The sequence below is a fragment of the uncultured Gelidibacter sp. genome (assembly GCF_947500795.1).
Taxonomy (GTDB): domain Bacteria; phylum Bacteroidota; class Bacteroidia; order Flavobacteriales; family Flavobacteriaceae; genus Gelidibacter.
In genome coordinates this window covers 197,605-210,229 of sequence record NZ_CANMTE010000002.1, presented here as the reverse complement: position 1 = coordinate 210,229, position 12,625 = coordinate 197,605, and the positions used below count along the sequence as shown (strand labels likewise).

General features: G+C 36.9%; 12 protein-coding genes. 6 read left to right on the top strand and 6 right to left on the bottom strand.

What is annotated here, in order from left to right; all coding sequences use genetic code 11:
• Positions 1 to 94: 94 nt before the first annotated feature.
• Both Q0947_RS06165 and Q0947_RS06160 read left to right on the top strand, forming a co-directional pair.
• On the top strand, positions 95 to 1,084 hold the full coding sequence (locus Q0947_RS06165) for a UDP-glucuronic acid decarboxylase family protein (protein ID WP_299393632.1): 990 nt from the start codon (positions 95 to 97) through the stop codon (positions 1,082 to 1,084).
• 1 nt (position 1,085) lies between these two features.
• Entirely contained in the window at positions 1,086 to 2,444 is a 1,359-nt protein-coding gene (locus Q0947_RS06160) for an undecaprenyl-phosphate glucose phosphotransferase (protein ID WP_299393628.1), read from the top strand.
• On the opposite strand, the gene Q0947_RS06155 is transcribed toward Q0947_RS06160, so the two are convergent.
• From Q0947_RS06155 to Q0947_RS06145, 3 genes are read right to left on the bottom strand one after another with little or no spacing between them, the layout of a single operon-like run.
• Positions 2,441 to 3,604 carry a glycosyltransferase family 4 protein gene (locus Q0947_RS06155; RefSeq protein ID WP_299393625.1) on the bottom strand — a complete coding sequence of 388 codons (1,164 nt, stop codon included), beginning with the start codon at positions 3,602 to 3,604 and terminating at the stop codon, positions 2,441 to 2,443. The two genes, Q0947_RS06160 and Q0947_RS06155, sit on opposite strands and share 4 nt — an antisense overlap.
• On the bottom strand, positions 3,601 to 4,698 hold the full coding sequence (gene wecB / locus Q0947_RS06150) for a non-hydrolyzing UDP-N-acetylglucosamine 2-epimerase (RefSeq protein WP_299393621.1): 1,098 nt from the start codon (positions 4,696 to 4,698) through the stop codon (positions 3,601 to 3,603). The genes Q0947_RS06155 and wecB overlap by 4 nt, the downstream gene beginning before the upstream one ends.
• Positions 4,695 to 6,011 (bottom strand): phenylacetate--CoA ligase family protein, encoded by a 1,317-nt coding sequence (locus tag Q0947_RS06145; protein ID WP_299393617.1) that lies wholly within the window; start codon positions 6,009 to 6,011, stop codon positions 4,695 to 4,697. Before Q0947_RS06145 ends, wecB begins: the two co-directional genes overlap by 4 nt.
• Before the next feature lie 237 nt (positions 6,012 to 6,248).
• On the opposite strand from Q0947_RS06145, the gene purD reads away from it, so the two are divergent.
• The gene (gene purD / locus Q0947_RS06140; RefSeq protein WP_299393614.1) at positions 6,249 to 7,520 is read left to right on the top strand and encodes a phosphoribosylamine--glycine ligase; all 1,272 of its coding nucleotides are present in this window, start codon (positions 6,249 to 6,251) and stop codon (positions 7,518 to 7,520) included.
• Here purD and Q0947_RS06135 read toward each other — a convergent pair.
• Positions 7,515 to 7,742 carry a uracil phosphoribosyltransferase gene (locus Q0947_RS06135; protein ID WP_299393610.1) on the bottom strand — a complete coding sequence of 76 codons (228 nt, stop codon included), beginning with the start codon at positions 7,740 to 7,742 and terminating at the stop codon, positions 7,515 to 7,517. The two genes, purD and Q0947_RS06135, sit on opposite strands and share 6 nt — an antisense overlap.
• A 127-nt stretch (positions 7,743 to 7,869) precedes the next feature.
• Here Q0947_RS06135 and Q0947_RS06130 point away from each other — a divergent pair, with 127 nt between their 5' ends.
• Positions 7,870 to 8,793 (top strand): DUF6427 family protein, encoded by a 924-nt coding sequence (locus Q0947_RS06130; RefSeq protein ID WP_299393606.1) that lies wholly within the window; start codon positions 7,870 to 7,872, stop codon positions 8,791 to 8,793.
• Here the strand turns inward: Q0947_RS06130 and upp are convergent.
• Positions 8,782 to 9,441: a uracil phosphoribosyltransferase gene (gene upp / locus Q0947_RS06125; RefSeq protein WP_299393601.1), complete on the bottom strand. Its 660-nt coding sequence runs from the start codon at positions 9,439 to 9,441 to the stop codon at positions 8,782 to 8,784. The two genes, Q0947_RS06130 and upp, sit on opposite strands and share 12 nt — an antisense overlap.
• Positions 9,442 to 9,515: 74 nt before the next feature.
• Here upp and Q0947_RS06120 point away from each other — a divergent pair, with 74 nt between their 5' ends.
• Both Q0947_RS06120 and Q0947_RS06115 read left to right on the top strand, forming a co-directional pair.
• Positions 9,516 to 10,124, top strand: coding sequence for a DUF4254 domain-containing protein (locus Q0947_RS06120; RefSeq protein ID WP_299393597.1), 609 nt, complete (start codon positions 9,516 to 9,518; stop codon positions 10,122 to 10,124).
• 96 nt (positions 10,125 to 10,220) lie between these two features.
• Positions 10,221 to 11,246 carry a glycosyltransferase family 9 protein gene (locus tag Q0947_RS06115; protein ID WP_299393594.1) on the top strand — a complete coding sequence of 342 codons (1,026 nt, stop codon included), beginning with the start codon at positions 10,221 to 10,223 and terminating at the stop codon, positions 11,244 to 11,246.
• Between the two features lie 182 nt (positions 11,247 to 11,428).
• On the opposite strand, the gene Q0947_RS06110 is transcribed toward Q0947_RS06115, so the two are convergent.
• Positions 11,429 to 12,484, bottom strand: a complete 1,056-nt coding sequence (locus Q0947_RS06110; protein WP_299393589.1) for a ferredoxin--NADP reductase — start codon at positions 12,482 to 12,484, stop codon at positions 11,429 to 11,431.
• Positions 12,485 to 12,625 lie beyond the last annotated feature (141 nt).

The window sequence follows — 12,625 nt, the reverse complement described above, 5'->3', positions numbered from 1 at the left end:
TGTTCATAAGCGGAAATTTACCTCATAATAAGATATCTTTACATCACATTAAACAGAATTATGGCTTTCTAAAGTCATAGAAAAAACGCAACCCATGGTTAAAAATATACTCATTACTGGCGCAGCAGGATTTCTAGGTTCACACCTTTGTGATCGCTTTATAAAAGAAGGTTTCATGGTTATTGGAATGGATAATTTCATAACGGGCGACCAAAAAAATATTGAACATTTAAAAAATCACCCACAATTTAAGTTCATTGAACATGATGTTACGAAACACATCACAATTGAGGGTGATTTACATTATATTCTCCATTTTGCCTCTCCGGCAAGTCCGATAGATTATTTAAAAATCCCCATCCAAACTTTAAAAGTTGGCTCTTTGGGCACGCACAATCTATTGGGATTGGCAAAAGCTAAAAAGGCAAGATTGCTTATCGCGTCAACATCTGAAGTGTATGGAGATCCTTTAGTGCATCCGCAAACGGAAGATTATTATGGGAATGTCAATACCATTGGGCCAAGAGGGGTGTATGATGAAGCCAAGCGCTTTCAAGAGTCCATCACTATGGCGTACCACAGATTTCACGGACTTGAAACGCGCATTGTAAGGATTTTTAATACGTATGGCCCGAGAATGCGTCTCAATGACGGACGCGTTATTCCAGCATTTATGGGTCAAGCTTTGAGAGGTGAAGATTTAACTATTTTTGGTGATGGCTCTCAAACGCGTTCATTCTGTTATGTAGACGACCAAGTAGAGGGGATTTTCAGATTGTTATTTAGTGATTATGCATACCCTGTAAACATTGGAAATCCACATGAAATCTCGATAAGCGATTTTGCCGAAGAGATTATAAAACTTACCAATACCACTCAGAAAGTAATTTATAAAGATCTTCCGGTAGACGATCCTATGCAACGTCAACCAGACATTAGTTTGGCGAAAAAATTGTTGGGTTGGGAACCTAAAGTGGACCGCAAAGAAGGGATGGCAATTACTTATGAATATTTTAAAAATCTATCCGAAGAAGAGTTATTTAAAAGCGAACATAAAGATTTTACGAAGCATATAAGAAAATAGTGTGAGAAGTTTCAAGCAAGGTCGCTATTCGAAATACTTAAGGCCAATTTCATATTTAATTGATTTAAGTATCATCAATATATTGGCGTTGCTTCATTTTTTCCCGACTATTGATTCGCTCACTTTTGTATTGGTCATTTCTAGTGCATGGATCGTACTTTCCATCGCCTCCCGATTTTATCAAGTGTATCGTTTTACAAGGGAAGTGACCATCTTGGCATTGATCATACGACAAATGATTTTGTTTACCATTATCATTTTCGCTTTTTCAGGGGTTTTTCCGAAGTTTGAGATATATCCGAAAACGGTTATAAATTATGTCTTACTTGTCTTCCTTTTGATTGCGATATTCAAGTTTGCAATGTATTACCTCCTTCAAAAGTATAGGGTCGCGTTTGGTGGAAATTATAGGAAAACTGTCATTTTGGGAGCCAATAAGAAAGCTCTGGCACTTGAAAAATTCTTTAATGAGAATCCTGAATATGGTTATATCCATAAAAAGACTTTTAGTTTCACCAATACTACAGAAGCAGAGCTTCGTTCCTGCTTTGAATATATCAAAGCAAATGCTATTGATGAGATCTATTGTTCCATTTCTGAGCTTTCAAATATCCAAATTATTGAGGTGACACAATTTGCGGATAATAATCTTAAAATCTTAAAATTTTTACCTGATAACAAAGAGATAAATTCCAAGAAGTTGAAGTATGAGTATTATGATTATATCCCCGTGCTTTCACTTAGGACCATTCCGTTGGAAGATTCAATAAATACAATTGTCAAAAGAACTTTTGATATTGTTCTTTCAATTTTTATCATCGTCTTTATCCTCTCTTGGCTCGCGCCAATTATTGCTATTTTGATAAAACTGGATTCAAAAGGCCCCGTGTTTTTTAAACAGCCCAGAAATGGATTCAATTATAGGGTGTTTGATTGTTATAAGTTCCGATCGATGATCTTAAATTCCGAAGCGCATATCAGTCAAGCAACGAGGGGAGATGAGCGTGTCACGAAATTTGGTAGTTTTCTAAGAAAAACGAGCCTTGACGAATTACCACAATTTGTTAATGTGCTTTTTGGCGATATGTCCGTAGTAGGTCCGAGGCCGCATATGGTGAGTCATACAAATATCTACGCAAACCGAATTGATAAGTTTATGGTGCGTCATTTTGTAAAACCAGGAATTACAGGTCTTGCCCAAATTAGCGGATTTAGAGGCGAAGTAGAAACTGATAAAGACATTATTGGTCGTGTCAAATACGATATTTACTACATTGAAAACTGGTCGTTGTTGTTAGATTTGAAAATTATATTCCGAACGGTTTACAACGCCATAAAAGGTGATGAAAAGGCCTATTAAAGCTGAGGTGCTAAAGCGTCCAATTGTTTGTTAAAGTCAAAATTGGCCGTTGCGGTGGCTATCATTTTTTCTTTAAAGGCATCGTTGAATTGTGTTGGCTCTAAATTAGAAAGTATACTATTGAGGTGATTATAGTCTCCCGCACGTGCCACCCACCCAAGTTCATGTTGTTTAATAATCGATTCGCCTTCTCCACCTCCAAAATAAAGCATTGGGAGCCCTAATTTTGCATATTCAAATATTTTTGAGGGTACTGAGCCGTAAATACGATTAAGTAGCGGTATAACGCCTAAATCGTAGCTCATAAGTTCCTTGTGCAGCGCTTCTCGAGACAGTTCACCATGATACACAATAGGGAGTTCAGGATGCGCCTGTATGAATTGTTCAATTTGATGTTGTTCTGCACCAGCACCGTAAATATGAAATGCTATCGTGCTATAATCCAATTCTTGACAAAGTTTTAAAACTCCTTGCGCGACGCCTAACAATCCGGCATAAACCAGTTTAATTTTGGGTGCAGCCATCGTATTTTTCTCATGTTTTGGAAGACTAAAATTGGGATAATTTCGATATAAAAGGGTTCGTTTGTTTGGGAATAAAGAGTTCACATGGGTCAAAATCTCTTCACTTTGTCCTAAAATTAAATCGGCTTTTTTGTAATTGGAACGTTCAATGCGCTCTAAAATGGAATAACTGAAATTCTTTTTTAAGGCTCCCAACTCCAGACCTGCAATAGGCCATAAATCGCTTACATTTAAGATGAGTTTGCGTTTTTTAGATCGCAAAAATGTACAGCATGTAAACGCCACTAATAGTGGTGGCGACTGTACAATAACCGCTTGTGGAATTTTATGGAATAAGAAAAACCAAATCAGGCTCAAACTATAAGAAAGCATTGCAAACAAACGAACGAGTTTGTTTTTTGAGATGGAGGCATAAATCCAAAGTCGGTGGATTGTAATTCCGCTTTCTACACTGGTTTCCTTAAATTTCCCGTGATAGGATTTAAATATTTTTCCTGTCGGATAATTGGGAAGTGGCGTAACTACGGACACTTTAAAATTGCGTTGGTGCAAACCTTCTGCCAAATGGAAAATCCTATTGGAAGCTGCACCAGTTTCTGGAGGAAAATAACTTGTAATGATTATAATCTCTTTCATTTCAAGCTATAAATTTCCACAAGGTGATTAATGATGCGTTCTGCAGCATGACCGTCCCATAACTCAGGAATCGTTCCTTTTTGCCAATTGCCTGACATTAGATTTTCAAAAGCCTTGGCAATTTTATCTGGATCATTTCCTACTAAAACATTCGTGCCTAAAGTGCAGGTTTCAGGCCGTTCCGTACTGTTTCTTAAGGTGATGCAAGGCACGTGTAACACTGTTGTTTCTTCAGTAATTCCTCCCGAATCGGTAAGTATTACAAATGCATTTTTAACGAGATAATTAAATTCTAAATAACCCAAAGGCGACACGTAATGGAGGTTTTTGAAATTTAATTTAAGACCTTCTAATAGTTTTTGGGTTCTCGGGTGCATCGGGAATATGATAGGAAAATTTTCTCCTAATTCTGCAATTTGTGTAATAAGTGCCTTGAGTTGTGTTTCTTCGTCAACGTTACTTGGTCGGTGCAAGGTCATCACCATATATTTCTGTGGTTGCAATTTCAATTCTTGCCACAGTTCTGGTTGTTTAAGTCTGCCTTCGTTTTTCAGTAAGGTATCAATCATAACATTTCCCACAAAGAAAATCTGACCTGTTGAAACACCAAGATTTTCTAGTGTTTTAGATGCTGATGTGGTAGTGGTGAAAAAATAATCCGTTAGACTATCGGTGACAATACGATTTATTTCTTCGGGCATTGAAAGATCTCCTGAGCGAATGCCTGCTTCTACATGTGCTACTTTTATACCTGCTTTTTTAGCGACTATAGTGCATGCCATGGTTGAGGTCACATCACCAACTACCATAACCAAATCTGTTGGATTTTCAGTTAAAACCTTTTCGAAACCAATCATAATGGCAGCAGTTTGTTCTGCTTGAGTGCCACTTTTCACGTTTAAATTGATATCAGGTAATGGAATGTTTAATTCTTCAAAGAAGGTGTCACTTAAGTTTTTATCATAATGCTGACCAGTATGGACCAACTGAAACTGAATGTCAATTCCTTCCGATTGTTTCTTTTTTATAGCCTCAATAATCGGGGCTATTTTCATGAAATTAGGACGTGCACCTGCTATGATGGTTATGGTCATATGTTGTTTAATAAAGATGAAAATTGCTTCAATTTTCCAGATTTTGAGCGCTTCAATTGTGGTTGACGTTCAAAAAGAATCTGTAATCCTTTTTCAAGATAATGTTCCATTTCCCTTGAAATAATGTCAGTTTGTTTTTCGGATAACGTAACAGCGCTTACATAGATAATTTTAAAAGTTTGAAGGTCTAATTGCTCAATAATAAACTCCTTCACATTACCGTCATCTTCAATAATACTTTTGGTAATATAGTAAAATGTAAGTCCAGCGGCCTTCTTTCCACTTGGTAATTTTGCAATATCGTTGGTACGGCCAATTAACTTTTGTAGTAGTGGCTTTTGAAGTGTACTGTCTTTCGATAGGATTCCGATATCTCCAATTTCATAACGGATAAACGGATGTGCTTTATTATACAATGAAGTGATCACCACACGACCTTCTTCGCCGTAAGGCAAAACCTGATCCTTATCATCCACAATTTCAACATACAGCGTTTCACTGTTAACGATCCATTCGTTCTTCTGATTTTGAAATGCGATTAAATCCAATTCCGAAGCACCGTATTCATTGATCACTGGTACTCCAAACTGCTGTTCCATCAAAAGTTTGTCATCGTCAAACAACATTTCTGAAGTTACTACACAGGCCTTTAACGTAGGGCAGTACGTCTTTAAAATGACGTCCCGTTGCTTTAAATATTTTGCAAATTGTACAATCGCACTTGTATATCCATTGATATAATCAAAGTCGGTTGATTTAAACTTTTCAAAACACTTCTCCAATGCGCTATCGCTTAAATCGAATACTGAAAATCGGTATCTTTTTCCTAAGGCATCTTTAAAACGTTCCTTATAATAGCCTTTTTTGTCTAGTGGAATGCCGTAAAACCGTGCCTGAACAGAAGTATTGGTATCGAGATTGTGCCAGCCAAATCGGTCTTTAATGATGCTCCATGTAAGTGCATGGCAAAACTTATCTTTTGCAAACACAAATGGATCTCCCGAGGAACCAGACGTTTTATTGACATACACGTTGTTTTCAGAAAAACCATTTGATAATCGGTTGGTCAATGGTTGTTGCAAATCTCGTTTGGTCATGATTGGCACTACTTCCCAAGTGGTGTATGTTTTGCTTTTAAAAAGGGATTTATAAAAAGGATTATGCTCCAGATGGTACTGTACAATGTTCTCCTTTTTTTGTTCAACATAATCATGAAACGCGGACGCTTCAAGCTGTTGAATAGTGGTCAAAACAGACTTAGCTTCCTTAATAGGAAACCCATTCAATTTTAAAGAAAGATCAAATAAATTCAAATGTTGTACTGTTTATGAGCATGTAAAGTAAAGAAATTTATTAAACTCCCCATTAGAATTCAACTACAACATTCCTCAGCTAATCTTTTGAGGTTTTAATTATTAGCCAAGACATTTTTCATACGTCAAGTTATAAGTTCATCGTCTTAATTCTTTTCGTGTTTATCCAACATTTTATACTTGAATTATTATAGTTTTCATAGCATAAACTTTATTTTTGCAACAAACAACACGAACATGACCATTTTAATCCTAGGTTCCGGTGGAAGGGAACATACATTTGCTTGGAAACTTGTCCAAAGTCCATTATGTCAAAAACTATTTGTTGCTCCAGGAAACTCTGGAACGGCAGACATAGCTGAAAATATCGATCTTAAAGTCACTGATTTTGAAGCGATAAAAACATTGGTTTTGGAAAAACAAATCGATATGGTGGTCGTGGGACCTGAAGATCCTTTGGTTCAAGGGATCCATGATTTCTTTCTGAACGATCCTGAAATTAAACATGTTGCCGTTATCGGGCCACAAAAAGCGGCTGCTCAATTAGAAGGCAGTAAGGAGTTTGCAAAAGAATTCTTGTTCCGTCATAACATCCCAACCGCAGCCTACCAAAGTTTTGATGCCAGTTCATTAGAAGCTGGATATGAGTTCTTGGAGACTTTAAATCCGCCGTATGTATTGAAAGCTGATGGATTAGCAGCAGGAAAAGGCGTACTCATCTTAAATGATTTAGATGAGGCCAAGGCCGAACTCAAAAGCATGTTGGTAGACGCAAAGTTTGGTGCCGCAAGTACTAAAGTTGTTGTTGAAGAGTTTTTAGATGGCATTGAATTGAGCTGTTTTGTGTTGACTGATGGGAAAAACTATCAAATTTTACCAACAGCGAAAGATTACAAGCGCATTGGCGAAGGGGATACCGGATTAAATACAGGAGGTATGGGTGCAGTTTCACCGGTGCCGTTTGCAACCGATTCCTTTTTAAATAAAATTGAAGAGCGCGTAGTAAAACCAACGGTTGCGGGACTTCAAAAAGATGGATTGGATTATAAAGGGTTTATTTTCATCGGCCTTATTAAAGTAGGCGATGACCCTAAGGTTATTGAGTATAACGTACGTATGGGCGATCCTGAAACAGAGGTCGTATTACCTCGACTTAAAAACGACTTGGTTGAAATTTTTCAAGCTATTTCCAATCAAAAATTAGATAAAATCAAAATAGAAATTGATGAACGCGCAGCCACAACAGTTATGTTGGTATCTGGCGGTTATCCTGAAGATTATGAAAAAGGCAAGGAAATAACAGGTTTACATAACCTTACTGATGTCCTTCCTTTTCATGCGGGTGCTATTTTGAAAGATGGAAACGTGGTAACTTCCGGTGGGCGTGTCATGGCAATTACTGCTTTTGGAAACACGTACCAAGAAGCCATAAAAAAATCTTATCAAAACATAGAAAAACTACATTTTGATAAGATGTATTACCGTAAGGATATTGGTTTCGATCTATAAAAACGAATGGGATGAGATACTCTTATCCTCTTCGTCGTTATCGTTATAAGTTTTCAATTGTAACATCCAATAAACAAATGCTACCATACCTATAATGATAAATACCCAAGAAAAGATATTAGCTAACCACCAATTGCTTAGTTCTAATTCTTTTAACGCATCAAAAGGCATCATAAGAATGTTCACAAACAAATCTGATATGCCATTAAATAAATCTTTCATGATAATAAATATTATATTTACCCCACAAAATTACACTTTTTTTATTTGAAAAGATTAATAAAATCAAGACGAATTTTATTTCCACGGAACTTTAAGATCCAGCAATGAACCCACAACATAGCGCTCAATGATTTCAAGTTTTTTCAGCAAAGCAAAGCCCATTCATCTGCTTGTTGTAAGTGCGCTGCTCCTTGTCGTGTTTACAATCGCTAAACTATCTGCAATTACGGCGCCTTTTTCACTTGAACTTCTTTTTAAACAAATGTTTCTTTTTGGCGTGTGTTTAGCATCGCTGTTTGTGCTCGATTTTTTTGTCAGTAAAAACAATCTTACGAAGAAGAACAGTTATAAGATTTTGATGTTTGGTCTTTTTGTAGCAGTGCTTCCAGAAACCCTGCTCAACTCCAAATTGCTGATTGCCAACCTGTTTATATTATTGGCATTGCGCCGATTGATAAGTTTAAGATCCCATAAGGAAATTAAGAAAAAGCTTTTTGATGCGGCTTTTTGGGTCAGTTTGGCCACCCTCTTGTTCTTTTGGGCCTCCTTATTTTATATCTTGATTTTTATCGCCTTGCTGCTATATTCTATTGTGGATATTAAAAATTGGGTAATTCCCATCCTGGGAATTCTATGTGTTGCGGTGATAACCGCCTCTTATATGATTGTGATGAACATTGAATTTCAACCCTATTTACACGGTTTTTTCGATGTGAGTTTTGATTTTACGCCACTCAATTCTAAGCGCATTATTATTGCAGCAACCTTATTACTGTCTTATGGTACTTGGGCGTCGTTCTATTATTTAAAAAATATAAAACACCAATTAAAAAGTCATAGACCTTCATTCATCATTGTAATCATCTCCTCATTAATCGCCTTATTGATCATTTTGGTTTCGCCCTATAAAGATGGAAGCGAATTTATCTTCCTCTTGTCGCCATTGGCCATTATAATGTCCAACTATCTCCAAATTATCCCAGAAAAATGGTTTAAGGAAAGTTTGATATTGGTTTTGATAATGACGTCTATCGTAAATTTAGTGCTGTAGTTTTTCTCCAAAAGCCAAATCGCCAGCATCGCCAAGACCAGGAACAATGTAACCCTTTTCATTTAAGTCAGGGTCAATTGTGGCAATCCACAAATGTGCGTCCTTGTCAAAATACTTGCTAACATATTCAATGCCCTCCTGAGCGCCTATCACACACGCCAGATGGATGTCTTTAGGTTTTCCAAAGGGTTTTAAGGCTTCAAAAGTAGCCACTATTGATTGTCCCGTTGCCAACATAGGATCAGCCAAAATAAGCGTCTTATTTTCCAAATCAGGGCACGCCAAATATTCCACCCTTATTTCAAAGTCGTCCGATTGCTCTTGATGGTGTCTATATGCCGAAATAAAGGCATTTTGCGCCGTATCAAAATAGTTCAATAACCCATTATGTAAGGGCACACCTGCTCTTAAAATGGAACAGAGCACAATATCGTTATCCAAAACATTCATCTCACAAACCCCTAAAGGCGTTTTTATTTGTGACGTTTTATAGTTTAAAACTTTACTGATTTCGTAGCCTAAAATTTCCGCGATACGTTCTATATTTCTTCGGAATCGCATGCTGTCTTTTTGAATAGTAACGTCACGTAATTCTGAAATAAACGTATTTAAAATTGAATTCTGTTCTGTTAAGTTGTGAATGTGCATAAGGCTTGAACTCTATATTGAATCGTAAAGTTAACTAAAATTGAAGTATATTTACGTCTTATAATTATTAGACTATGTTTACAGCAAAAGCGAATGAAATTTTCCAAAAGGTTATCGATACGTATCACGTAAAAAACACGGTAGACCAGCCTTTTGAGAATATTTATGATAAAGACAAAAACCTTATAGAGCATCTTTTATACCGAAAATGTTGGATTGATACAGTGCAATGGCATTATGAAGACATCATTAGAGACCCGAATATCGATCCTGTTGCCGCACTTACGTTAAAACGACAAATTGATGCTTCAAATCAGGATAGAACTGATATGGTGGAGTACATTGACAGTTATTTTTTGAATGCCTATAAAGACGTGCAACCAAATTCTGATGCGACTATTAATACGGAAAGTCCAGCTTGGGCGATTGATAGATTATCTATTTTGGCGTTGAAAATTTATCATATGAATGAGGAAGTTGAGCGTCCTGATGCGTCTCCATCCCATAAATTGAATTGTCAAACAAAACTCGATATCCTTCTTGAACAACGTAAAGATTTGAGTAAAGCCATTGATGATTTATTGGCAGATATTCAACAAGGAAAGAAGTACATGAAAGTATACAAGCAAATGAAGATGTACAATGATGATGAGCTCAACCCTGTATTGAGAGGTCAAAAATAAATTTCAGCCCTGCTTAGGCAGGAGTCTCAAACAACAAACTTCCTTTTTTAGGGAAGATGGATTCCGATGCTAATCGGAGGTTAGAAGGGTCAAATTATGTCAAAACTACCAAATCACATCCTCGTCATCCGGCTCTCAGCAATGGGGGACGTGGCCATGACGGTTCCTGTATTGAGAGCCTTCACAGAGCAATATCCAGATATTAAAATAACGGTTCTAACCCGAGAGTTTTTTAAACCGTTTTTTCGCGATTTGGAGAATGTGTCCGTGTTTGCTGCCGATTTAAAAGGAAAACATAAAGGTTTCTTTGGGCTTTTTGAGCTTTCTAAAGAATTGCGAATGTTGGGAATTGATGCTGTGGCGGATTTGCATAATGTGCTACGAAGCAAGATCTTAAAACTATTCTTACTCGATCTTAAGCCCATTCAAATTGATAAAGGTCGTGCAGAAAAAAAGGCATTGGTCAGCGGGAAGATTTTTGAGCAGCTTAAAACCACGCACCAACGCTATAGAGATGTTTTTCATAAGTTAGGCGTACCCATTAAAGAGACGAAACCAAGCTTTCCTGAGCGTTCTGAATTGAACACAAAAACGCTTGAAATTGTCGGAACAAACACCAGAAAATGGATAGGTATTGCGCCTTTTGCAGCTCATAAAAGTAAAATGTATCCCTTGCCATCAATGGAAGAGGTTATTGAAGAACTTTCAAAAGAGTACACGGTGTTATTGTTTGGAGGAAAGGATGATGCGGAATACTTAAGTGAGATAGAAAATGAACATGTACGTAACATTGCAGGCAAATTGAGTTTGGATGAAGAATTAGACGTCATTTCCAATTTGGATGTTATGGTTTCTATGGATTCTGGCAATGCACATATGGCGGCCATGATGGGCATAAAGGTGTTAACGCTTTGGGGCGTAACGCATCCGTTTGCAGGGTTTTACCCGTTTAATCAAGACGCTGACTTTTCCCTTTTAGCGGATCGGGCCAAATTTCCTAAAATTCCGACCTCTATCTACGGCAATAAATTCCCTGAAGGTTATGAAGATTGCATGATTACCATTCGTCCAGAAGCTGTTATCGAGAAGGTAAAATACATTATAAAAAACCCTACTCCGTAGAGTAGGGCTGATTTAATGTCTTATAAAATAGATAAACTTTAACCTAACAATTAAATCGGTTATAAAAATATTGGTTTGATTTTTATATCCCATATTCTGTTCGCAATAGTTCAAAATATTCGACGAAATAAAATTTTTAAGGACGAAAAGCCTTCGATTTTTATAATTTCTGTACGCTACTATTAAATATCGTCATAATCAATACTTACCGTTGGCGTAATAGGGTGCGCCTGGCAAGTTAGGATTAAGCCATCGGCAACTTCGCCATCCGTCAAGATATTGTTCTGACGCATTTTCACTTCACCTTCAGTTACACGAGCCAAACAGCTGCTGCAAATTCCCCCTTGACAAGAATACGGCGCATCTAAATCCTTATCTAAAGCAGCGTCAAGAATGGATTGTTTTTGTGACATTTCAAAAGTGGTTGTTTCATCATCTAAAACAATCGAAATTTTAGTCTGTCCGTCAGGAATAACTGTCGTATCCCTTTCGGTAGGTTTTGCAGCTTTAAATAATTCGAAATGTATGCGATCTATTGGTGTATGATGCTCTGCAAGAACATCTTTAACCGTGTGGATCATGGCTTCTGGTCCACATAAATAGAAAGCATCAATGCTTAAATCTTTATGTTTATTCTTTAAAATGAGGTTGACAGTGCTTTTTTCGATACGTCCAAAAATTGAATCTCCTTCTTGCGCTTGACTAAATACAAATTGAATGGACAAGCGTTTGCTGTACTGACTTTGAAGATCTAATAGTTCCTGTAAAAACATTGTATCGTCCGTAGTTTTATTCCCATAAACCAAAACCACGTTGCTCAACTCTTCCTCTTCCAAGGCACATTTAACGATGCTCAAAATTGGCGTGATACCACTTCCTGCGGCAAAAGCAGCAATATGTTTGACCATTTTATCATTTGGTTTAAAAACGAAATGACCTTTTGGTGGTCCTACTTCCATAGTATCTCCAGGCTTCAACTCATTATTTGCATAAATTGAAAATGTACCGCCCTGTACTTCCTTTACAGCAACCTTCAATTCGCCACTTTTAGGAGAAGAACATAAGGAGTAATCGCGTCTTATTTCTTTACCGTCAAGATGTGATCTTAAGGTGATGTATTGGCCCGCTTGAAATGAAAAAGTATCTTTTAAATCTTGAGGCACCTCAAAGCTGATAGTAACCGCTTTGGAAGTAATTCTCTCAATGTTTTTTATAGTTAGGTTATGAAAATGTGACATGATTTAATTTTTTTTCAAAAGTAACGAATGCTTAGAATAAATGCGACATCTGTAACAAAATAATAAGAAAAGGAACACAACTTCGGATGGGGAGAATCTTTTCAAATTACCGGAATTTGAAATTTGTTTGTAACAAAAAGT

Coding starts and splice junctions, on each gene's coding strand:
- Q0947_RS06120 (WP_299393597.1), top strand. CDS start 9,516: ATGTTTACAGCAAAAGCGAATGAAATTTTCCAAAAGGTTATCGATACG.
- Q0947_RS06135 (WP_299393610.1), bottom strand. CDS start 7,742: ATGAAAGATTTATTTAATGGCATATCAGATTTGTTTGTGAACATTCTT.
- upp (WP_299393601.1), bottom strand. CDS start 9,441: ATGCACATTCACAACTTAACAGAACAGAATTCAATTTTAAATACGTTT.
- wecB (WP_299393621.1), bottom strand. CDS start 4,698: ATGACCATAACCATCATAGCAGGTGCACGTCCTAATTTCATGAAAATA.
- Q0947_RS06165 (WP_299393632.1), top strand. CDS start 95: ATGGTTAAAAATATACTCATTACTGGCGCAGCAGGATTTCTAGGTTCA.
- Q0947_RS06115 (WP_299393594.1), top strand. CDS start 10,221: ATGTCAAAACTACCAAATCACATCCTCGTCATCCGGCTCTCAGCAATG.
- Q0947_RS06110 (WP_299393589.1), bottom strand. CDS start 12,484: ATGTCACATTTTCATAACCTAACTATAAAAAACATTGAGAGAATTACT.
- Q0947_RS06130 (WP_299393606.1), top strand. CDS start 7,870: ATGATTTCAAGTTTTTTCAGCAAAGCAAAGCCCATTCATCTGCTTGTT.
- purD (WP_299393614.1), top strand. CDS start 6,249: ATGACCATTTTAATCCTAGGTTCCGGTGGAAGGGAACATACATTTGCT.
- Q0947_RS06155 (WP_299393625.1), bottom strand. CDS start 3,604: ATGAAAGAGATTATAATCATTACAAGTTATTTTCCTCCAGAAACTGGT.